The sequence below is a fragment of the Mucilaginibacter phenanthrenivorans genome (assembly GCF_024721155.1).
In the GTDB taxonomy this organism is placed as follows: domain Bacteria; phylum Bacteroidota; class Bacteroidia; order Sphingobacteriales; family Sphingobacteriaceae; genus Mucilaginibacter; species Mucilaginibacter phenanthrenivorans.
On the sequence record NZ_JAHVAP010000010.1, the window covers coordinates 151,272 to 174,482 of the forward strand.

Here is a 23,211-nt window from a genome sequence, read left to right on the forward strand (position 1 = left end):
CTGCTATTATTTCAAAACTGCTACCACCTCTATTCTAGAGACTGCTACTTCCAGCTGCTAATGCTACTTCTCGGCCAGGGTATACCTTCAAGGCTTCATCCAGGCACTTCATTGCCTTTTCAATATCATTATTATTCAAAACGTATGCCATTCTAACTTCGTTTAGCCCGGCGCCAGGTGTGCTGTAAAAGCCGGTTGCAGGGGCCATCATAACGGTTTGATTTTCATAGCTGAACGATTCCAACATCCATTGGCAAAATTTATCAGCATTGTCAATTGGAAGTTGCGCCACAACGTAAAAAGCCCCGCCTGGATTAGGGCAATAAACACCTTCCATTTTATTAAGGGCGTTTACAATGGTATTCCTGCGTGTGGTATACTCCTTATTTACCGTTTCAAAATATTCGTCTGGTGTGTCAACTGCCGCCTCGCCAGCAATTTGCTCAACCATGCCGGGGCTTAACCTTGCCTGTGCAAATTTTAACCCGGCCGCAATTACTTCCTTGTTTTTGGTGATCAGGCAGCCTAAGCGTGCTCCGCATGCGCTGTAGCGCTTGCTTACGGTATCCATCACAATTACATTTTCATCCAATCCATCCAGGTGCATTAAGGAGGTAAATGTCTGGCCATCGTAACAAAACTCACGGTAAGCCTCATCGCTGAATAAATACAGATCGTATTTTAAAGCCAGTTCCTTTAACGCTTGCAGTTCTTCCTTTGAATATAAATACCCGGTCGGGTTATTAGGATTGCAGATAATTATCGCCTTTGTTTTGTCGGTTATTAGCTTTTCAAACTCGCTGATAGGAGGCAGGGCAAAACCGTTTTCGATGTATGATAATATAGGTTTCACCACAATGTCACTCTGGCAGGCAAAGCCATTGTAATTGGCGTAAAAAGGCTCCGGAATTATTACCTCGTCGCCCGGATCAAGGCAGGCCATCATCGAGATCGTTATAGCTTCCGAACCGCCGGTGGTGACAATTATATTCTCCGGGGTAATGTTATAATTCAGTTTATTATAGTATTCAGTTAGCTTTTTGCGGTAAGATAACGTACCCTCTGACGGCGTATAGGCCCAAACCTTAAAGCTGATGTTTTTTATCGCGTTCAGCATCCCTTCAGGCGTTTCTATGTCCGGTTGACCTATATTTAAATGATAAACCTTCTTACCATCCAGCTTAGCCTTATCGGCAAAAGGGGTTAATTTACGGATGGGAGAGGCAGGCATTTGCTGCCCTTTACTTGATATTTTTGGCATGGAGCAAAAGTAGTGAATTAGTCGTAAAGTCCGAAAGTCTGAAAGTCCGAAAGAAGAAGTTTGGGACTTACGGGAAATAAAAAAGACGCGAGGTAATCGCGTCTTTAAATGTCTTTTTAAACGGGGAAGTCTCTTAATTCGTGCTCGCTGGTTTTGCAACTACCTCGCCAACAATATTTATTGTTTTTTGCGGGATGGAAGCGTTCGAAGTTACCACGATCGGTTTATTAAAAGGTGCTGCCACAGCTGCGTTGTAGGTGATTTTAATAGTTCCTTTTTCGCCTGCTTTAACAGGAGTTTTAGTAAAATCAGCAATGGTGCAACCGCAGGTTGGCCTAACATCCGTTAAAATAAGTGGCTCCTTACCAACGTTAGTAAATTCAAATACCGTGGTAACAGGTGTGCCTTGCGGGATCTTGCCAAAATCGTGTTTTTCCTCGTTGAATTTAAATACAGGTTTTTCACTATCTTGTGCAGATGCAGTAAAAGCAAAACCTAAAATTACTGCGCATATTAATAAAATCTTTTTCATAATGTATCTTTGATTTTTACAAATATAAAAGGTTTAATGTAATTATAAAACTATTCGTTAAACTCCATGTTTTATATGCAATAATGCCAATTACAGAATAGAATTTTATAGTTTTGCTGTCTAAACAAAATATTATATGCCCGAAACTGCAATTAACGTTACCGGTCAATTAAATACCGCTGAGCTCAGTTTTGAAGATTTTAAGAAGATTGTGATCCAGGATTACCGCATTGCCTACGAAAGCAGGCAGGCGAGTTTGATTGGTCGCAGGGAGGTGCTCACGGGTAAGGCTAAGTTTGGAATTTTTGGCGATGGTAAGGAAGTTGCACAACTGGCTATGGCAAAAGCCTTTAAGAAAGGCGACTGGCGTGCGGGCTACTACCGCGATCAAACTTTTATGTTCGCTACGGGTATGAGTAACCTGAACGAATTCTTCGCACAGTTATATGCTTATCCTGACATCGAAAAGGACCCGGCATCAGGCGGCAGACAAATGAATTGCCATTACGCTACACGTTTTGTAAACGAGGACGGAAGCTGGACAAACCAGGCTGAAACCATGAATTGTTCGGCTGATATTTCAACAACGGGCGGTCATATGCCGCGTTTGCTGGGATTGGCTTACGCCTCAAAACTGTATCGTCAAAATAAGCAGCTTGAATATTTAGATAAATTTTCGGTAAGAGGAAACGAGGTTGCCTTTGGAACCATCGGCAATGGTTCAACTTCCGAGGGCCTATTTTTTGAAACATTTAATGCTGCAGGAGTATTGCAGGTGCCAATGGCTATTTCTGTTTGGGACGATGCTTACGCGATATCCGTCCCGGCTAAGCTGCAAACAACCAAAGAAGATATTTCCGAAATTTTAAAAGGTTTTCAGCGCGAAAAAGGCAGCAACGGCTACGAGATCTATAAAGTTAAGGGATGGGATTATGTGGCGCTGTGCGAAACTTATGAGCGCGCAATAGCGCTTTGCCGTGCCGAGCATGTGCCGGTTTTGATCCACGTAATAGAGATGACACAGCCGCAGGGCCACTCAACATCGGGTTCGCACGAACGTTATAAGTCAAAGGAACGGCTTGCCTGGGAAGAGGAACATGACTGCCTGCTGCAGATGCGTAAATGGATGATAGCCTCCGCGGTTGCCACAGAAGCTGAGATGGACGCACTTGAGGTTACCGCCAAAAAATATGTACGGGATGTGCAAAAGCAAGTGTGGGCTGAGTTGAGTAACGAAATCGTAATTGAAATAAATGAGGCGTCGCATCTTATCGAGCGGCTTGCGCAGAATCTGCCTGAGCATGACCAACTATATGAGGTAATTGCTGAGTTGCGGAATTGTATTGACCCTGGGCGTAAGGATGTTGTTGCGGCTATCCGCAAGGCGTTACGGATTACAGTAAAACACAATACAGCGCAAAAGCAGGAACTGATAACATGGCTTGCCAGCGAAAATATAAAAAATATCAAGCGGTATAACTCTAAATTATTTAGCGAAACACAGTATTCACCTTTAAATGTGGCGAATGTTAGCGCAAGGTATTATGAGGATTCAAAGTTTATTGATGGTCGAGAGGTGTTAAACGCATGTTTTGATGCCAACTTTGAGCGCGATAAAAGTATTGTTGCCTTTGGCGAGGATGTAGGCGCAATTGGCGATGTAAACCAGGGATTTGCCGGGCTCCAAACCAAATATGGCGATTTGCGCATCACAGATACAGGTATCCGCGAGGCAACGATCATAGGGCAAGGCATGGGTTTGGCAATGAGGGGTTTAAAGCCGATTGCCGAAATTCAATACCTTGATTACCTGTTATATTCTATAAATGTTTTGAGTGATGATTTGGCCAGCTTGAGCTACCGTACAAGCGGCGGACAAAAGGCGCCGTTGATAGTTCGAACACGCGGCCACAGGCTGGAGGGAATCTGGCATTCAGGCTCGCCTCTCGGGCTCATATTAAACTCCATGCGTGGCCTGCATATTTGCGTTCCGCGCGACATGACCCAGGCTGCCGGTATGTATAATGTGTTGCTGCGTGGTGATGAGCCGGCTTTGGTTATTGAATGCTTGAACGGTTACCGTTTAAAGGAACGCTTGCCAGCTAACGTTGGTGAATTTACTGTGCCTTTAGGCAAAGCCGAAATATTAAATCCGGGAACTGACATTACGGTGATTTCTTATGGCTCTACGCTCCGCATTGTTATGGAAGCCGCGGTGGAGTTGGAGAAGTTGGGCATCAGCATAGAAGTTATCGATCCGCAAACCCTGTATCCGTTTGATACCGAAAATGTATGTGGCAACTCGTTAAAGAAAACCAGCAAGTTGTTAATAGTTGATGAAGACTTACCGGGTGCAGCATCCGCTTACATTTTGCAACGGGTAATTGAGGAACAGAGGGGCTATTATTCGCTTGATGTACAACCAAGAACACTAACTGCCAAACATCACAGGCCACCATACGGATCTGATGGCGGATATTTTAGTAAGCCATCGCTCGACGATATTATTGAAGCAGTTTACAGCATCATGAATGAAACGGATCCACACAGGTTTCCTTCTATTTATTGATAAGGAGCAGATTTATAATTTGCCCTTTTTATAAAAAGCTTACTTTTGCGTCCTGGTTAAAATAACCGGGACGCTTTATTTTACATCTATGGATAACTCTTTTGCAACAATAGCAAGCATTATAAAAAACCGCCGAACTGTTAAGGCTCAAGCAATGAATGGTAACAAAGTTCCCAATGGACATATCGCAGCGTTGCTTGAATTGGCTAACTGGGCGCCAACGCATGGCTTTACCGAACCATGGAGATTTATAGTTTATGAAAATCCCCCGGAGTTTTGCGCGCAACATGCCGAGCTTTATAAACAAAACAGTATGGGGGATAACTTTAACCCAACTGTTTATGATAACTTACAACACCAGGGAGATAAGGCATCGCATGTAGTAGTAGCAGTGATGAAGCGCGGCGATCTGCCTAAAATTCCTCAGTTTGAGGAAATTGCTGCGGCGTCATGTGCCATACAAAATATGCTTTTAGGTGCAACTGCTTTAAATATTGCTTCGTTCTGGAGTACCGGTGGCATGTCGCTCAGGCCGTTCTTTAAAGAGTTTTTGGGCTTTGGAGAGGAGGATGCAATAATGGGGGTGCTGTATTTTGGTTATGCCGATGAATATCCGGAAGGGAAAAGAAATACCGAAATTGAAGAAAAAATTAACTGGGTTAAATAATAATTAAACTTTTTTTCAGTTTACAATAAATAGCATTTGTATTAAAATATTAAATGAAAACTTAATATTTAGCTATATTATTGTTTATTAAAGGTGTTTTTATTAATTATTAAATAAAAAGATCTTTAATGAAAAAATTGTAAAAAGTGGCGAAAAATCAGAACCTAATTCTGTTTTTTAACGTAAAAACGGCCACTAATTGATTATTGATTTTAACTGGTAAAGAATGAAGAAACGTGTTGGCGGTTTTACAGGAATTTTATTGATCCTCGCAATTACTACTATTAGCTGGAAAAGCGCTAATCCAATCAAAAATAACTTCGATTTCAGGAATGGCTTATCCGCCAGGCAATTACTCGAAAAATACGTTTCAAACATTTATGAAGCAGGCCATCTGCAGGCATCGGGTTTGGAATTTAATGTTTTTTACAAGGCAGTTACCGGCTTCATGAATCTAAAAGCTTCAAATAAGCTGCCGCAAACTAGCTCAATATTAACGGTTATTGATCTAACAAAATCAAGCCAAGAAAAGCGTATGTGGATCATCGATATGATCGATGATGCATTGGTTTTAAATACCTGGGTGGCTCATGGCCATGGAAGTGGTGACGATATGGCTACAGCATTCTCAAACAGGATTGACTCTCACCAAAGCAGTCTTGGCTTTTATATCACTGATGACGTTTACTATGGTAAAAATGGCCGGTCGTTGCGCTTGGATGGTATGGATGCCGGTTTTAACTCAAATGCACGTGAGCGGGCGATAGTGGTTCATGGCGCCGATTATGTTGGTGAGAATGCAATAGGAATGTTAGGCAGGCTTGGGCGTAGTTATGGTTGCCCTGCAGTACCGCTTGACGTTGCCGAGCAGGTTATCAACACTATAAAAGATAAAACAGTAATGTTTATTAATGGTAACGATGACCGTTATAGCTCGATATTTTTGGATGAGGATATGGCAGCAAACTACATTTTTCCTGATTCAAATCATGCCGTAATGGCAAGCCTGTAAATTATACGGCACTAATTCACTCGAATTAACCAACATCGGTTTGTGAAATCTGTGTCTCTATCAATTTGTTCCGTAGGTATTAACCCTGGTAGCCGGATGCAAGAATTTTTGCAGGTGCTCATACAACACAATATCTTGTCCGTACACATCATTTCTGAACTGTAATGCGCCTGTTTCGTCGGCCCAACAGGTTACGTAGGTAATATAAACAGGAACTTTCTTTGGCAGATTCATATCCGACGGGTCGGGATTATTGTCATCCATGTCTTTTACTATTTCGTCATAACGTTCACCGGGCCCAAATAAATTTAACGCAAGCGCCTTAGGATCCCCCAGGCGCACGCATCCATGACTAACCGCGCGCATTTTTCTCAAAAACGCCGACTTGGCAGGTGTATCATGTAAATAAACGTTACTTCTGTTTTTAAAAAGGAATTTTATTTTGCCCAATGAATTATCCTCGCCCGGTTGTTGTTTAAACTCAAATGGGGAATTATCCTTGGTAACCTTAGTCCAATCTATTTCTTCCGGGTTGCCAACCAGTTTGCCGTTTTTATAAACATTAATGCCTTTATTGGCTAAATAAAAACGGTCGTCCGCAGCTTCTTTCAAGATTTCCTTGCTGGCAATGCTTTGCGGGATATTCCAAACTGGGTTAACCTCCACATAATTAATTACGCTATTTAATAAGGGCGTCTCGTGCTCGTTAGGATTATCAACCTTGCACGTATCATTGTATGCAGCAAGATTATTAGCATTATCCATATTGCGACCCTGGCCAACACACACCTTCATTTTCAACACCGATTTGCCGCTATCTATTACGTTAAGGAAAAAATCAGGGATGTTTACAATAACATATTTGTCTTCGGCAGGTTTATTCTTCCATCTTAACCGTTCAAGGTTAACCAGCAATATGCGTTTGCTCTCCTCGCCCGATCTGCCCGGAGCCTCATATTTTTCGCTTAGGGCTTTTTGCAGTGCCTTATATTGCGGGTCCTTAGGTTGGATGCTGTCTAAATAACTCTGCATGTTATTAATATGGAAAACATGCAGCATGCCCAGGCTATCCGGCCTTTTGGTTGTTAAAAAATAGCGTTGATAAATAAGCTTTGGGTTAACTACACCATATTCCAAAGCGTTTGAATAGTTAATCAACGAGTTAGCGGCGCTGATCTCTATCTCGGCTATATCATGATAGATCTCATCGATGCTTTTTGTTTTGCTCTTGTTGTTAAAGTTGTAAACCAGCTCCCTCAGCCGCTCTCCATCAAATATAGATGGGTCAAGGCCGTGCTCATCGGCTTTAAAGCAATAGTCGGATACAGTTAGCAAATCATTGTTAAACAAATGATCCATTACTATTTCAGGCTTGTAATGATTTTTTCGATAGTAATCGGCTATAAAATCGGCGTGTTTAAGCTTTGATCGTTCCTGCGAGAACACTTTTTTGAAAACTACTGCAAAAGCGTGCGGACTATAGTCCTGGTAAACTTTATTGTGTGTCTTCTTGAAAAAAAAGGTAGCAGTCTCGTCGCGCTTTTTTTTACAGCTTTGAAATGTGATAAGTATGGCAGCAAGAATTAGCAATGGGCTGGCAATTCTTCTTACCGGGGCAAATTTAATCATAGTGTTAATGGCCTCAAAGGTAAGGCATTATTAGCAATTTTGGCGGAACTACTTGATAATAGATTTTTGTTAATTTTGAACATCTATTGATAATCTGATAAAAAAGCATGCCAACTAAAAAATATTTCGTTCTGATTTTAATATTGTTCATAAGTATTTACGTCAATGCACAAAATCAACGTCCTGTAAATGAGAATGCAACTGCCGGAGTTAAAAAAACACTAAACTTTTTGTATAGTATAAAAGGCAGGTATATTTTATCCGGACAACAAAATTATAACAGCGACAGGAATGTATTTTCAGACAGTGCGAAAAATATTAGCGGCAAATACCCCGCAGTATGGGGAAGCGATTTTATGAATTGGGGCGATAAGGACCTTGGGCCGCAGATAGTAGAGGAAGCGATAAGGAAATCGAAAGAGGGATATTTGGTAACACTCATGTGGCATGAAGGAAAGCCAACGGACGACCCTCCGTATGACTTTGAAAAAAATGTAAAGGGCAAAATGACTGATGCACAGTGGAATGAATTGACCACACCAGGCACCGATCTTAATAAAAAATGGCTCGCACAAATTGATGTAATAGCAGGTTATTTGAAACAACTTAGGGACGCAGGCGTAACTGTTTTATGGCGCCCTTACCACGAAATGAATGGCGTTTGGTTTTGGTGGGGAAACAGGAAGGGTGAGAATGGCATTGCTAAATTATGGAAGATGATGTATGACAGGTATACCAATTACTTCCATTTGAACAACTTGCTGTGGATTTGGGGCGCAAATGGCCTGCGCGACATCCCTTACGATGAGGCTTATGATTACAGGGACTATTACCCTGGTGCTAACTACGTTGATATTTTAGGCGCTGATGTTTACCACTTTGATTACGAGCAAAAAGATTATAACGACTTACTTGCCCTGGCCAATGGAAAACCAATAGCGTTGACGGAAACTGGCGAGCTGCCCAAAGCCGAGATATTAAAGGTACAACCTCAATGGGCTTGGTTTATGGTTTGGACGAGTTGGCTTTGGACTGATAATACCCACGATAGAGTACGGGAGATCTACAACCTGCCGCAAACGCTCAGTCATGACGAGGCGAAGGCAATGATGGACAAATTAAAATAATTGCTATGAATAAACCGGAAGTTTGGTTACGTGGGCCGCTTGATAATATACCTGGTTTGCTGCAACCAGTAGCTCACGCCCTGTTACAGGCCCGCGAAGAGATCAATGCTTTAATGGATGGCTTTCCTGAAGCATTGCTGTGGGAGAAATTGTCTGGCATGGCATCCCCGGGTTTTCACCTGCAGCACCTTGCAGGCGTATTAAACAGGCTGTTTACCTATGCAAAAGGCGAACAACTAAACAGACAACAATTAACCGAGCTGGCTCTGGAAGGGCACCCACCGAAAGGAGAATATAATACGAACACCTTTATTGAATTATTTAACAAGCAGGTTGATGATTGCCTTATTCAGCTTGCAAATGCTGACGAATTAACGCTGACGGACAGCAGGGGAGTGGGCCGGGCAAAATTGCCATCAACGATTATTGGGTTGTACGTACACGCCGCCGAACATACCATGAGGCATACCGGGCAACTACTTGTTACTGTAAAGGTACTGGTAGAAAAATACCAGGACGATGTAGATTCCCGGCTTATTACTTAGCGTCTTCCCCGCCATTGGGCCGCAAAAGATAACTCAGGTGGCAAAGTCATTTGTAAATTTCTAAAAGCGATGCTCCACGCCGGCCAGTACAAAGAGTACATCACCCGGCCCGCAAACAGATCGCTCCACATTATTAAAACTCACCTTGCAAGCGCCATCATTGCAGGCTAATTTTTTGCAAAGCATCCGCTACTGTCGGTGTCAATGCTCATCGATCAAAGAAATTATCAGCCTTAATCGCTAAACGTTTCCCGAATTTAATTTCTGTATGACAGATACATTTTGAACCCCAATTGGCTGCAGCGCTATGGCATAACGAGGTTTTTGCAAAAGAGCGCCAAGCTTTAGTTTGTGTCCAAATTTTTTGAACAGGTACGTCAATAGTAATAGAATCATAAATTTAGATTTATTTATTAGTTTTTTAAATTTTATCCGCTGAAATAATTAAGCAAGAGAACCCAGTTTCAATCCGCACATTCTTTATGATCTCTGTGTTAAATAATTACTCACAAGAGACATTTGGAAGACAGGAGAAATCCTGAACCTTTTTTTTAGCTTAATTAACATTTACACGTCATTACTGCAACTTCAACAAAAATTGCCCGGCAAAAGCCATCAGCAATCTTCCAAATAAAAGCAGCCCAACACCCATTTCTGAATGAGACAATATGCCGAAAAAGCAACCTTAGAAATAACTCTGCCAGGGCAAATGCTATCTCACAGGAGGCACCTTCCGTCAAATTTTAACGCGTGTAATCTTCATTTTTTCACCATATTTATTTAAAATTAGTTTTATCCATTAAATAGTAATTTTATACTTCAAAAAAAGCGCGACAGCCACCTGGGGTTATTGTGACAATATTTTATAATTCAATAACTTGTACGTTTAACTTTATAAATAAGATGTGTTTAGTCCGATACATTTGACAATAATAATGGGCAAGGGAAATATTAACGATTTAATGAAATTTATGCTGCCTTACCCGGATAGCGTAAAGGCTGCTGCTCTATGGCTAAGAGCGTTTGTTTGGGACCTGTACCCCGAAACCAATGAACTTATTTACGACAACTATAATGCAGTGGCTTTCGGCTGGTCGCCTACGGATAAAGCGGGAGATGTGTTTTGCAGCATAGCTGTTTGCAGCGATCATGTGAACTTCGGCTTCAACCGGGGTGTGGATTTTCCCGATCCGCAAAAAGTTTTAATCGGCAATGGCAGCCAATACCGTTATTTAAGGGTAAGGGACAAGGACGATTTTCCTGAAGAATATATGAAGCAGTTACTTCAGTTAGCTTATGAAAACTCGGTGGCCAGACAAAAGCCTGTAAAAAAACAAATAACAGGCGAAACCATAGTTAAATCGATTTCGCCTGTTAAAAGGAGGCCGGGTATTAGAGACTAGTTTATTGGAGACTAGAGATTAGGTCTTGTCCTCCGGCTATAACTGTAGTGGAGATTAGAGACTGGTTGATTGGAGATTAGTTCTGGTCTTTTGGCTATGATCCATGAACCATCAACTATGAACCTTTTAGTCTACACTGCTAATCGTCCAAAAGTCATCTGCTAAGTTAGTATCAGTAATATAGGCGTAGGGCATGTAAAAATATCCCTGTAACCCCCAGTTACTTCCCCAGCTATTACGAACGATAAAAGCTTTTTTTGCATCATCATAACCTACTGCCATTACTGCATGTCCGCCTACTACACTTTCGTTTTTCCCGGGCATAGCTAATACGCCGGTTTTTGCCACCACATCGCCCTCGAAGCTTTGATAAACCGTAAAACCAAAAACGAATGGGCTGCCAGATGCCAGGCATGTCTTCAATTCATTTATAGCGGTATTGTTAAGGCGGGTATATTGTATGGCTTTATTTTTTAATGCTTTAGTATATAAGGCTTTTTTGGGTTTTGCCGCAAATTTGGTAATGATATAGGGCCAAAGTACTTCATCGCAAACGCCTTGTGTAGCTACAGATTTAACACCGTCACGTATCTGTGCGCCGCTGTCAACTTTAACATGTCCTTCCAATACACGCTCATTGTAATAAATGAACAATCGCGAGGGGTTAAATGATGGTAGTTTTTGTTTAAGCAATTCAAACTGGAAAGCGCCTGCAATTGCGTTTGCCGTGCACGATCCTAACTGACCCTGGTCATAAACAGGTGGGCATTGCGGGCGCAGATCAACAGATTTTGGAACAGCCGTGGCTAATGCTGCCTGGCGTACAACGGAAAATTGCATGTCTCTATGGTCGGGAAGATCGGGGCTCCAGCCATAATGTTTGGTTTGCTGTATCATTGTTTTAGGTTTAATTTCTACGGATAAAATTAACAAGTTAATCGCGAAAGGGTAAGCGTATTTTTACGTAATTTGATAAGTATTGGTACTTATAATTAACAGAACAAAAGTGTGTAATGGTAAAATAAATAATGGCTTAATTTAAATGATCAATTTTACCTAAAATTACATCGCTATAAAACCACTATGGATATTGACTTTAATAAGAACGAAGATATAAACAAGCAGCTTGTTTACGAGTTGAATACCCGGCTAAAAAAAGTTTACCAGGGCGGCGGCGAGAAGGCTGCAGCCAAACAAAAGGAAAAGGGTAAAATGCTAGCCCGCGAACGTATTGCTTACCTGCTGGATAAAAATAAACCCTGGCTGGAAGTGGGTGCCTTTGTGGCCGATGGCATGTATGCTGAGCATGGCGGCTGCCCCTCGGGTGGTGTGGTTTGCGGCATTGGTTATGTATCCGGACGGCAATGCGTGGTGGTTGCAAATGACGCCACTGTAAAAGCCGGAGCGTGGTTCCCAATTACAGCCAAGAAAAACCTGCGTGCGCAGGAAATAGCGATGGAAAACCGCTTGCCGATTATTTATTTGGTGGATTCTGCCGGCGTTTTTCTGCCTTTGCAGGATGAGATCTTCCCTGATAAGGAACATTTTGGGCGCATCTTCCGCAATAATGCCATGATGAGCAGTATGGGTATTATCCAGATTGCTGCTATTATGGGTTCATGCGTGGCAGGGGGCGCTTATTTACCCATCATGAGCGACGAGGCAATGATTGTGGAAGGCACGGGCTCGGTTTTCCTGGCAGGATCATACCTTGTAAAATCGGCGATAGGTGAGGATGTGGATAATGAAACACTTGGCGGGGCTACTACGCAATGTGAAATTTCGGGCGTGACCGATTATAAACACCCCAACGACAAAGCATGCCTCGATTCTATCCGCAATATAATGAGCATGATTGGTGATTTCCCAAAAGCTGGTTTTGATAGGATAAAGGGAGCAGCCCCTAAATTTGATCCCCGGGATATTTACGGGATCTTGCCTACAAACCGGGATGCTGCTTATGATATGAACGATATTTTAAAACGCCTGCTTGATAACTCTGAGTTGGAAGAATATAAGGCTGGTTATGGGCAATCAATTATCTGCGGTCTTGGCCGGATTGATGGCTGGGCAGTTGGTATTGTAGCCAATCAGCGTAAAGTGGTCAAATCAAAAAAGGGCGAGATGCAGTTTGGCGGCGTTATTTATTCCGATTCGGCAGATAAGGCCACCCGTTTTATTATGAATTGTAACCAAAAAAAGATCCCGTTGGTGTTCCTGCAGGATGTTACCGGATTTATGGTAGGCAGCAGGTCTGAACATGGCGGGATAATAAAGGACGGCGCTAAAATGGTGAATGCTGTAGCAAATTCTGTAGTGCCCAAGTTTACTATTGTGATTGGAAATTCATACGGTGCAGGTAATTATGCGATGTGTGGCAAGGCTTATGATCCAAGGTTAATCTATGCCTGGCCTACAGCTAAAATAGCTGTGATGGGTGGCTCACAGGCAGCAAAGGTACTTGTACAGATGCAGGCAGCCGGTTTAAAGGCTAAAGGCGAGGAAGTTGACCAGGAAAAGGAAGATGCATTGCTAAAGGAAACTACAGATCGGTACAATTCACAAACCACGCCCTATTATGCCTCGGCAAGGCTTTGGGTTGACGGAATTATCGATCCCCTTGAAACCCGTACAGTAATTTCCATGGGAATTGAGGCTGCAAATCATGCGCCAATTGAAAAGGCTTTTAATGTTGGGATAATACAGACCTGATGTGCGAATTTTTGATGTGCAGATGACCCTTGCAGACGGCTAATAATTATATTCATAAATCTTTAAAATCCCTAAATCCCGATCTCGTGAACGTAAACTATGATGAACTTATAATTGTTGCAGGTGGTGCTTTTTTAGCAGTGTTCGGTTTTGGTAAATGGAACGAATACAAAAAGATACTGGTCACCGGTAAAAGAGTTGAGGGTGTGGTCTTTGATATGGAAAATACCTCGGACATGACCAGCATTAGTTTCGATAACGACAGTTCTGGCAGAAACGGGCTTCATTACCCGATCATCAGGTATGTCACACTTGAAAAGGAGTGGGTAACTAAAAAGTATTCCATCGGAAGCAATCCATCACCCTACAATATCGGTGACACGGTTAACATAGTTTACGATACTAACGATATTGAGCATTTTATAATAGATGATAACCAAAGCCGCTTCATTTGGCCAATTGTAATGATAGTTGGTGTTGCATTAATTGTGGGTGTAAGTATTTACTTTTTTATAAATCAATATCCGTCTTTGAGGTAAAGCAAGTTTTTTGATAGAAGCGATCTGTAAACTTCAACAGCATTTCTTTATAATAATTGCTACTTTAGGAATATGAAAAAACTGTTGCCTTTATCATTGCTTTTGCTGCTCATAATCGCCGCATCTGCCCAAACCCCGATGCAGATCCATCAAAAGGCAATTTTAATTGATACCCATAACGATATTCTTTCCAATATACTGATCACTAAACAGGATGTAGGCAAGCTGCAAACCACCGGTAACTTCGATTTGGTGCGCGCAAAGCAAGGCGGACTGGACGGCCAGATCTTTTCCATTTGGTGTGGTGAGGAATACGGTAACGGTACGGCATTTGCTTTTGCAAATCGGGAAATTGATTCGTTATATGCCTTAATTGCCCGGAACCCAGGAAAAATAACACTGGTTCATAACTCAAAGGAATTAAAGAGGGCGGTTAAGCAACAAAAAATGGCAGCGATGATAGGCGTTGAAGGCGGCCACATGATTGAGGATAGGATGGATTATATTGACAGCCTGGCCAAACGCGGTATGAATTACCTTACCCTTACCTGGAACAACAGCACGTCATGGGCAACATCAGCGAGGGATGAGGTCACTAAAAAGGATTCGTTGAAACATCTTGGCTTAACCGATTATGGCAAACAAATAGTAAAGCACCTGAACGACCTGGGTGTTATGGTTGATGTTTCCCACGTTGGCGAGCAAACGTTTTACGATGTAATTGCTACCAGCACCAAACCTGTTATCGCGTCGCACAGCTGCGCATGGGCCATTGATCCCAACCGTCGTAATATGAAGGATGATCAGCTGAAGGCGCTTGCGAAAAACGGCGGCGTTGTATGTGTTAATTTTTACAGCGGATTTGTAGATAGCACCTATTCGGCTAAGTCGGCTGCGTTTATCCGCCAGCACCGGGCTGAGCTTGATTCACTTACCAAAGTTTATCATGATGGCGATTTAGCCAATATCAGGTTGAATGAAATATATAAATCAGAGTCGGACAAGATCCGCCCACCACTTAGCCTGTTGATCCATCATATAGATTACATAGCCAAACTGATAGGTGTTGACCATGTTGGCATCGGCTCCGATTTTGATGGCGCAGAATCATATCCGCTGGGCATGAACAGCGTTACTGATTATCCAAAAGTCACCGAAGAATTACTAAAGCTTGGATATTCCGAAAAGGATGTAAGTAAGATTCTTGGCGGAAATGTGATCAGGGTGTTTAAGGCGAATGTGGGAAAATAGCTATATTGGCTACTGAAATTATCACAATGAAATTCTTTATAACTCTTGCGCTAAGTATTTTATTTGCTTTATCAGGTTTTTGCCAGGCTGGCAAAGTTTACGTTACCTCTGGTGGTAAGTTGACAGCTGATCCTAAACATGCTGTTGCTTATAATCTAATTGAAAAAATTGATGATTCGACTTATCGTGTTCGTAAATATAACATGAGAGATACTATTATTTACCAAGGAATATATAAAGATGAACTTATGACGATACCTAATGGCAGGTTTGTCTACTATACTAAAAATAGTATCCCTTTTAATTTATCAGGAATAGTTCGTGCTGATACAAGTAATTATATCAGTGAGGTGGGGTATTTTTCTAATGGAAATAAAACTGGAATGTGGGTTGAATTTGAAAAACGCAACACTAAACGCTGCTCCTACATATATAAAAACAATAAATTAAATGGCATCTACACCAGATACCACAAGTATTTTAATGATTATGTGCTTGAAGAAGGCAACTATGCAGACGATAAAAAAGAAGGCGAATGGAATTTTTACGGTTACGACACGCTAAAAACACCTTTAGTAACGCGGTTTTATAAAGATGATAAACTGTTAAAAGAGACCATTCACATTAAGCTTGCTTATTTTCCTGGAGACCTTAGTAAATATATAAGACAAAAATTCCATATTCCGGATACCATAAAAAATTGGTCTGTAGAAACCGAGATCACCGTCACAGATAAGGGAGAAATAAAAAACCCCAAATTGATTAAATCTTCATTGTCTAGCAATATTAATAGCATTTTATTGACCAAGTTGGTGAGCATGCCGAGATTCATACCCGAAATTCACGATGGCAACCCCAAAGAGATGAGGTATAAATTTATATTTTCGAAATCTGAAAATAAATACTCTTTAGATGATGGATTTGGTTTTATGTTGGCAAAAGAAGTCGGAAATGGTATGTCGATGGAATACCAGAATGGGTTAGTCGCAGAAGCGATTTCCTGGCCAAGTGATCCTGATTTTAAATAGTTTGATAAAGTATAACGGATAGTTAAAGAATGGCATAGCCCTGACCAATAAAATCCTCTTTTTTTGTACCTTTGATCTTCAATTTAAAAATACAAATGTCCCAGGATATAGAACATGTAAAATGCCTGATTATAGGCTCCGGACCTGCAGGTTACACCGCAGCTATTTATGCTTCACGTGCCGACTTAAAACCGGTTATGTATACAGGACTGCTTGCAGGCGGTCAGTTAACACAAACTACTGACGTTGAGAATTACCCAGGCTACCCTGAAGGTATCATGGGCCCCGAAATGATGGAAAACTTCCGTAAGCAGGCAGAGCGCTTAGGAACCGACATTCGTTTTGGTTATGTGAGCTCGGTTGATTTTTCAAGCTTGCCGCACAAAGTTGTTGTTGACGAACACAAAACCATTACTGCCGATACTGTTATTATTTCAACCGGTGCTTCTGCCAAATGGCTGGGCCTCGAATCGGAACAAAAATATAGCGGCTTCGGAGTTTCCGCATGTGCTACTTGCGACGGGTTCTTTTTTAAAGGCGAGGATGTAGCTATTGTAGGTGCAGGTGATACTGCTGCTGAAGAAGCAACCTACCTGGCTAAATTATGCCGTAAGGTAACTATGATCGTTCGTCGTAACGAATTCAGGGCGTCGAAGGCCATGATGCACCGCGTATTGAATACTCCAAACATCGAGATCCTTTACAATACAGAAACCAAGGAAATAGTTGGCGATGGCCAAAGCGTTACAGGTGTAACCGTTGTGAATAACGTAACAAACGAAGAAACAACCTTAAAGGTGCAGGGGTTTTTTGTGGCCATTGGTCATCATCCAAATACTGAGATATTCAGAGACTGGATCCACATGGATGAAACCGGTTATATAAAAACAACTCCCGGATCAACCACAACAAATGTTGAAGGTGTGTTCTGCTGCGGCGATGCGCAGGATCATATCTATCGCCAGGCTGTTACAGCTGCAGGCAGCGGTTGTATGGCTGCTATCGATGCGGAACGGTACCTTGCTGCAAAGGAGCATGTGGTTACGGCTTGAGTTTAGTAATTAGAGACCGGAGATTAGAGATTAGTTGGCTTTAGTAATTAGGGACCCAGATTGGTTGAAAGAGAAGGTTTTTTATAATCTCTATTAAAACAACTTTATCGATTATTAAGTTATACCTTGCGAGAGATCAGCGAAATCAAAACAATCAGTTTAAATCAGCGGTCGACATTAACTAACTTAATCAATGATATCATGGGAAAAGGCGATAAAAAAACAGGCAAGGGAAAATTAGCAATGGGGTCATACGGTAATACCCGGCCCCACGATCATAAAAAGGCTAAGCCTGTTGTAGCGGCTGTCGCAGCTGAGGAAAAGAAATAAATCAAAGCCACCCGCTTAAACGGGTGACTTTTTGTTTAGATACAGATTTTTTACACCCGTAAAAGGAAGTTTTTTTCCAAAATCTGCTATCTTCACCACCTCGTTACTAAACCACTAATTTTATTGTATGCGTAAAAGGATTTTTATATCGCTGTGCTTTTGCATGGTTTTTTTTACCGGGTTTGTAAATGCACAGGATACCAATCCTAATGCAGGAATAATACCCGCACCTGTGTCCATAAAAAAATCAACCGGTCAATTTGTGTTGAGCCAGGAGACCGCGATTTATGCAGATAGCATTACGAATAAGGCAGTTGTGTTTTTGCAGGATTACCTGCAAAATAGAGCCATGCTTAAGGTTAAGCTTAAAGTAAATATCGGTGCGGGGGTTACCAATGCCGTCATACTTACTTCTTTTGGTGCCAATAATTTGCCTGAGGGTGGCTACCGTTTAACCATTACGCCGAAACAGATTATTATAACCGGAAAGGGCGCGGGGCTTTTTTATGGAATTCAGTCGCTGATCCAATTAATTCCTGCCGACAGAAATGCAGTGGCAAAATTGCCTTGCGTACAAATTGAAGATTATCCCCGTTTTGCTTATCGCGGTTTAATGCTGGATGTAAGCCGCCACTTTTTTTCGGTAGAGTTTGTAAAGAAGTATATCGACCTGATGGCAGCTTATAAACTGAATAACTTTCACTGGCATTTAACCGACGACCAGGGCTGGCGTATCGAAATTAAAAAATATCCTAAACTAACCCAGGTGAGCAGCCAACGTGCGCAAACGGTTATCGGTAATTACCACGACCGTACCCCACAGCAATTCGACAATACACCTTATGGAGGGTATTATACACAAGATCAGATTCGCGACGTGGTAAAATATGCCTCAGACAGGTATATCAACATTGTTCCAGAAATTGAGATGCCAGGTCACTCGGAAGCAGTAATGGCTGCATATCCTGAGTTTAGTTGCGATCCATCCTTAGCCAGTACTTATAAAGCTGCCGAAACATGGGGTGTGTTCTATAATATCTATGAACCGTCCGACAAAACATTTAACTTTCTGCAGGATGTGTTAACCGAGGTAATGGATCTTTTCCCTGGCAAATATATCCATGTGGGTGGCGACGAAGTACCAAAGAATGCCTGGAAGAAATCGAAATTTTGCCAGGATCTGATTAAACAACTAGGTTTAACTGATGATAAGTCGTCCAGCAAGGAAGATAAATTACAAAGCTATTTCATCCAGCGCATAGAGAAGTTTATCAACTCAAAAGGCCGGAGCATGATAGGCTGGGATGAAATTCTTGAAGGCGGCCTTTCTCCAAATGCTACTGTAATGAGCTGGCGCGGTGAAGAGGGTGGAATTGCGGCTGCACAACAAAGCCATAACGTAATAATGACGCCCGGCAGCGGTGGCCTTTATATCGATCAGCAGCAGGGGAAATCAAACCTGGAGCCTGTTAGTATTGGGGGATATGATCCGTTAAGCAGAATCTATAGGTACAATCCAACACCTGATGAGCTAACCCCGGATCAGCAGAAATTTATTACGGGGGTACAGGCCAACTTGTGGACGGAATATATCCCTACCGAAAAGAAGGTTGAATACATGATTCTGCCACGAATCCTTGCCCTTTCGGAACTTTCATGGACGCCGTTGGCCAGGAAAAACTATACCGATTTTGCAAATACCCGCCTGCCCGGTCACCTGGCTGTGCTTGAAAAAAGCGGTTTCAACTTCCGGGTGCCTGAAGCAATCGGCACCCAGGACACTATTATGTTTGGTAACCAACTAACCGTTAAACTGAAAAGTCCTGTTGAAGGTGCTAAGGTTTATTATACAATTGACGGCTACACGCCGCGTGAAACCGATATGGAGTACACCATACCAATGACTTACAACGTACCTGCCGATCAATACCGTGAGCTAAAAACTATAGTGATAACGCCGTCAGGTAAACGCAGCCAGGTAACAAGGGCTGTTGTGTACAATAAAGTTCCCCAGCCTGCAGTTGCCGGATCGAACGTGAACAAGGGCTTAAAGTACAAATTATATACAGGTGAATTTAATAGTGTAACCCAGCTTGGTACAGCTGCAGCTATCGACAGCGGCGTGGCGGTTACATTCAGCACAACTGCCTTCAAGAAAAATATGAAGGGTTACGGTGTAATATATTCCGGCTTAATACGTATTGATAGTGACGGAGTTTATGGGTTTTCAACTGCATCTTCAAACGGATCATCATTATCAATTGATGATCAGCAGGTTATTGATAACGACGGCAGGCATAACATGTATGACCAGGGAGGTGCGGTTGCATTGTTAAAAGGATACCATAGGATCACTATAAAATATTTTGATGCCACCAGCAATGGGAATTTAAAAATGTTTATCACAACCCCGGATAAACCTAAGGCAGAGGTAACTCCCGACACATTGTTTAATTAGTAATTATGTTCAACAAATACCAGTTATATCTTTCAGCCTTTGTTGGCAGCCTGTTAATGGTAAGCTGCGGGAATGACAAAAAGCCCGAAGCTAAAGTTGTTACCCCTAAAAAGCCGGTTGTAATGGTGCCATTCAGGTTCCATAAGCTGGTTGAGGTTTCGCCGGGACAGGATTATGATGTGTTAAGCTGGGGACGGGGAGCAACCAAAACCGGGGCATTCGAAATCCTGCATTCCGACTCAGTTGCTGCCAAATTTACAACCACAACCGGCGACCTTGTCGGCGATATTGTTGACGCATATAACTCGGACATGGATCTTGATGGCAACCCCGAAATAATAATCCAGGCTAAGGGGAAGGATACCATTAACTATACGAATATGTACGCCTTTGAATTTAACAACAGCGGCGCTCATAAGCTTGAATTCCCAAGATTAAATAAATCGCAGCGTGCTGGTTATAGAGGAGATGACAACTTTTACATAAAGGATGGTAAGCTAATCCGTGAATTTCCAATTTACGATGGCAATACCAAAGTGGCCAAACCAACAGGCGCAAAACGCCAGTTTGAATACGATCTGCACGGTCTAGAGCTTTCCATAAAGCAGTTAACTAAAGACTCAACCAATGTAAAAGGTGTTCAAAAGGAACCGGTAAAAGCGTCAACTTCTGATAATAAAACGTCAACCACTAAAAAGTCTAAAAAAAATACCGAAGAACACCATAAAAAGAAGAAAAGACGACATCATAGGGAGGAATAAAAAACTATGTCATTGCTTCCGCTGCATAGCAGACCCCAATGACATAGTTTGAACTATTTTATTCCATAACCGGCACCCTAATAAAACTTCCGTTTCCCCACCAGATTTTTAGCGGCTCCGTTGCATCCTTAATAGTTTCATCGCTCACATCCTTACCTGTACCGTAATTAACCTGTGCGAAAGGGTTTTTATCGATATTTAAAACAACCAGCAGGCGGCTGCCCTTACTTAATTGCCGGCTCACCATTCGGGTTCTTGAAAACGAGATAATTTCCATAACACCAGGATGAAGCAAGATCCTTTTGCTCATATCCTTTGCATAACTCGCCCGGCCGAGATAATACGAGAGTTCAAAATACTCGCCGTTTGGCGTCACCTCGTACAGCACAACGCCAATATCCATGTCCTTTTTGTTGATGATGGCCTTTAATTCTCCGGTGAATATGCCATTCACTTCAACAGGTTTATCAAATGGCTTGCTGATGTAAAAAAGGCCGTTGCTACGGTCAAGTTGTTTTTTGATGATGGGATCGGGGTAGTAATCGTTATTAAATGTTGTCCTGTCGGCAAGGTTAACTTCCTGGTAAACCGAGCCTCTTTTTATTGGCTGCTTATCACTTAATACATAATTACTGTCGGCTTTGATATTGGTTAAATAGAGTTTTAAAGTTTTGTTATTCATTTTTTCGATGGATGGAACATGTTCCCAAACATTTGCACCCATCACTTCATAGTTGATCCTGTCCTTTAGTATCGCCGGCTTCTTACCGCCTTTAAGAATGTAATCAAACCATTGGAATGCAAGGTCCCTGGTGTGAATCAGCGCAACCGGATCAACCCTGTAGTCCCGGAGTACCGGGTAACCTCCCTGCTGCGTTCCAAAATGGTCATAGGGGCCTATGATGAGGTAATGATTGGCTTTCGGATTATACTTATAGTGATCCAGTAGGTACTTCATTCCGGAAATCTGCCCGTCGTCGTAATAGCCCTCGAAGGTTAATACCGGGATGTTTATTTTGGCAAAGTCTGTTTTGTAAGGCACCATATCCTGCCAGTATTTATCGTATGATGGATGCCTGAGCCATTTTTGCATCCGGGGGTTTGGCGTGCCATCCAAACTGTCAATTTTTCGGAATGCGACACCGCTTGTATACCATTTATTCCGCAGATTTTCCCAGCGTTCATTGTCGTTGTTAATCGCGTCATCTACATATTTGTTATTGGTAACGTAAAATGCCCATTGATAATTTACATTCAAAAAAACATTGTTCTCCATTGGTAAACCCTGGCCGGGAATGGCGGCCACATAGGGCACAATGGTTTTAAGCGCCTTGTTCATGTGTTTTGTTGCCGCCCATTGGGCATAACCCGAATAGCTGCCGCCGTACATACCAACCTTCCCATTGCTCCAGTGCTGTTTGCTGATCCAGTCGATCACCGTGTTTACATCCCGGCTTTCATGTTCATAAGGTTCAATAGGGTCGGGACTCAGGCGTTTTCCCCTCGTATCGGCAACTATTCCAACATAACCGTGTGCCGCGGCATATTTAGCCTCATAAAGGCTGCGTTCGAGGTTTGAGTAAATAAAGAACATTAAGGCAGTTGGCTGTGGCGTGTGGATTCCCTTCCTCCGCACCATAACCCCCGAAAGTGTAGCACCATCATTCGTTTTTATAAACACACTGTCATTAATAATATACCGCCTGTTATCATCCGCTTTAAACAAAGCCCGGGCTACAGGGTCGATGTTTTCCAAGACTTGTAAAAGAAGATAACTGTTACAAAGCGCTATTGCTTCATCTATATTTAAATTGTCTTTTTTTACTGTTGAAACAAGCGACTTTTGGAAATCGCTTTTCAACTCATTAACGCCGTTCCTGGTTGTAAACGAAAAATAAATATACTGCGCACTTTTATCGTCCAGTTGTTTTAAGAGCGTATCAAATAAGTTATCAAAGGTATTATTGAAAGAGTTGCCGGTGACGAGTTGATCAATTTGGGCTTGTGCAAAAAGCTCAAATTGTTTATAAAGCAAATTGGGATATTGAGTTCCGTCTGCTCTTGATGCGCTGCGTATTGAGCTGATAGTTGCAATTGCGTCTGCATATTTTCCCGCCACAATCTGTAGTCTGAAGAGGTTGTTCAAATAGGCTTTTTTATCACCAACTAGTTTGTATTCCAGGATGATATCATTGGCTAATGAGGGCATTTGGCGAGTTAGCCCAACGCTATCTGGTGCACTTAGCTGTTTCAAGGATAGCGATTGGGCCCGGCAAAAGCTTGTCATAATAAGGCATAGTAATGCCATACAGAGTTTTCTGTTCATGATTTTTTA

The 23,211-nt window shown here is 42.1% G+C and carries 19 protein-coding genes; 14 read left to right on the forward strand and 5 right to left on the reverse strand.

Annotated elements, in window-relative coordinates:
- Positions 1-34: 34 nt before the first annotated feature.
- Together KXD93_RS22760 and KXD93_RS22765 are read right to left on the reverse strand one after the other, a co-directional pair.
- Positions 35-1,261 carry a pyridoxal phosphate-dependent aminotransferase gene (locus KXD93_RS22760; RefSeq protein WP_258139679.1) on the reverse strand — a complete coding sequence of 409 codons (1,227 nt, stop codon included), beginning with the start codon at positions 1,259-1,261 and terminating at the stop codon, positions 35-37.
- 133 nt (positions 1,262-1,394) lie between these two features.
- Positions 1,395-1,793, reverse strand: a complete 399-nt coding sequence (locus tag KXD93_RS22765) for a DUF1573 domain-containing protein (RefSeq protein WP_258139680.1) — start codon at positions 1,791-1,793, stop codon at positions 1,395-1,397.
- A gap of 136 nt (positions 1,794-1,929) precedes the next feature.
- Between KXD93_RS22765 and KXD93_RS22770 the strand changes: the two genes are divergently transcribed.
- The 3 genes from KXD93_RS22770 (at position 1,930) to KXD93_RS22780 (ending at position 6,041) form a co-directional block, all read left to right on the forward strand.
- On the forward strand, positions 1,930-4,362 hold the full coding sequence (locus tag KXD93_RS22770; RefSeq protein ID WP_258139681.1) for an alpha-ketoacid dehydrogenase subunit alpha/beta: 2,433 nt from the start codon (positions 1,930-1,932) through the stop codon (positions 4,360-4,362).
- Positions 4,363-4,450: 88 nt separating this feature from the next.
- Complete coding sequence (locus tag KXD93_RS22775; RefSeq protein WP_258139682.1) at positions 4,451-5,029, forward strand: nitroreductase family protein; 579 nt, start codon at positions 4,451-4,453, stop codon at positions 5,027-5,029.
- Between the two features lie 226 nt (positions 5,030-5,255).
- Positions 5,256-6,041 carry a murein L,D-transpeptidase catalytic domain family protein gene (locus tag KXD93_RS22780; protein WP_258139683.1) on the forward strand — a complete coding sequence of 262 codons (786 nt, stop codon included), beginning with the start codon at positions 5,256-5,258 and terminating at the stop codon, positions 6,039-6,041.
- A 60-nt stretch (positions 6,042-6,101) separates the two neighbouring features.
- On the opposite strand, the gene KXD93_RS22785 is transcribed toward KXD93_RS22780, so the two are convergent.
- The gene (locus KXD93_RS22785) at positions 6,102-7,670 is read right to left on the reverse strand and encodes a L,D-transpeptidase family protein (RefSeq protein ID WP_258139684.1); all 1,569 of its coding nucleotides are present in this window, start codon (positions 7,668-7,670) and stop codon (positions 6,102-6,104) included.
- Positions 7,671-7,777: 107 nt separating this feature from the next.
- Between KXD93_RS22785 and KXD93_RS22790 the strand changes: the two genes are divergently transcribed.
- The 3 genes from KXD93_RS22790 to KXD93_RS22800 all read left to right on the forward strand — a co-directional run bounded on the left by KXD93_RS22790 (position 7,778) and on the right by KXD93_RS22800 (position 10,745).
- On the forward strand, positions 7,778-8,797 hold the full coding sequence (locus KXD93_RS22790; protein ID WP_258139685.1) for a glycosyl hydrolase: 1,020 nt from the start codon (positions 7,778-7,780) through the stop codon (positions 8,795-8,797).
- A gap of 5 nt (positions 8,798-8,802) precedes the next feature.
- Positions 8,803-9,342: a DinB family protein gene (locus KXD93_RS22795; RefSeq protein ID WP_258139686.1), complete on the forward strand. Its 540-nt coding sequence runs from the start codon at positions 8,803-8,805 to the stop codon at positions 9,340-9,342.
- Positions 9,343-10,247: 905 nt separating this feature from the next.
- Positions 10,248-10,745 carry a DUF1801 domain-containing protein gene (locus KXD93_RS22800; RefSeq protein ID WP_258139687.1) on the forward strand — a complete coding sequence of 166 codons (498 nt, stop codon included), beginning with the start codon at positions 10,248-10,250 and terminating at the stop codon, positions 10,743-10,745.
- A 126-nt stretch (positions 10,746-10,871) separates the two neighbouring features.
- On the opposite strand, the gene KXD93_RS22805 is transcribed toward KXD93_RS22800, so the two are convergent.
- Positions 10,872-11,642, reverse strand: a complete 771-nt coding sequence (locus KXD93_RS22805) for a C1 family peptidase (protein ID WP_258139688.1) — start codon at positions 11,640-11,642, stop codon at positions 10,872-10,874.
- Between the two features lie 186 nt (positions 11,643-11,828).
- Here KXD93_RS22805 and KXD93_RS22810 point away from each other — a divergent pair, with 186 nt between their 5' ends.
- The 8 genes from KXD93_RS22810 to KXD93_RS22845 all read left to right on the forward strand — a co-directional run bounded on the left by KXD93_RS22810 (position 11,829) and on the right by KXD93_RS22845 (position 20,876).
- Positions 11,829-13,457: an acyl-CoA carboxylase subunit beta gene (locus tag KXD93_RS22810; protein ID WP_258139689.1), complete on the forward strand. Its 1,629-nt coding sequence runs from the start codon at positions 11,829-11,831 to the stop codon at positions 13,455-13,457.
- A gap of 86 nt (positions 13,458-13,543) precedes the next feature.
- Positions 13,544-13,996, forward strand: coding sequence for a DUF3592 domain-containing protein (locus KXD93_RS22815; RefSeq protein ID WP_258139690.1), 453 nt, complete (start codon positions 13,544-13,546; stop codon positions 13,994-13,996).
- A 72-nt stretch (positions 13,997-14,068) separates the two neighbouring features.
- Entirely contained in the window at positions 14,069-15,247 is a 1,179-nt protein-coding gene (locus KXD93_RS22820) for a dipeptidase (RefSeq protein WP_258139691.1), read from the forward strand.
- A 26-nt stretch (positions 15,248-15,273) separates the two neighbouring features.
- Positions 15,274-16,275 (forward strand): toxin-antitoxin system YwqK family antitoxin, encoded by a 1,002-nt coding sequence (locus tag KXD93_RS22825; protein WP_258139692.1) that lies wholly within the window; start codon positions 15,274-15,276, stop codon positions 16,273-16,275.
- Positions 16,276-16,370: 95 nt separating this feature from the next.
- On the forward strand, positions 16,371-17,327 hold the full coding sequence (gene trxB, locus KXD93_RS22830) for a thioredoxin-disulfide reductase (RefSeq protein ID WP_258139693.1): 957 nt from the start codon (positions 16,371-16,373) through the stop codon (positions 17,325-17,327).
- Between the two features lie 201 nt (positions 17,328-17,528).
- Positions 17,529-17,657 (forward strand): 30S ribosomal protein THX, encoded by a 129-nt coding sequence (locus tag KXD93_RS22835; RefSeq protein WP_258139694.1) that lies wholly within the window; start codon positions 17,529-17,531, stop codon positions 17,655-17,657.
- Between the two features lie 127 nt (positions 17,658-17,784).
- Positions 17,785-20,115: a family 20 glycosylhydrolase gene (locus tag KXD93_RS22840; RefSeq protein ID WP_258139695.1), complete on the forward strand. Its 2,331-nt coding sequence runs from the start codon at positions 17,785-17,787 to the stop codon at positions 20,113-20,115.
- Positions 20,116-20,120: 5 nt separating this feature from the next.
- Positions 20,121-20,876 (forward strand): hypothetical protein, encoded by a 756-nt coding sequence (locus KXD93_RS22845; RefSeq protein WP_258139696.1) that lies wholly within the window; start codon positions 20,121-20,123, stop codon positions 20,874-20,876.
- Positions 20,877-20,934: 58 nt separating this feature from the next.
- On the opposite strand, the gene KXD93_RS22850 is transcribed toward KXD93_RS22845, so the two are convergent.
- The gene (locus tag KXD93_RS22850) at positions 20,935-23,202 is read right to left on the reverse strand and encodes a CocE/NonD family hydrolase (RefSeq protein WP_258139697.1); all 2,268 of its coding nucleotides are present in this window, start codon (positions 23,200-23,202) and stop codon (positions 20,935-20,937) included.
- Positions 23,203-23,211 lie beyond the last annotated feature (9 nt).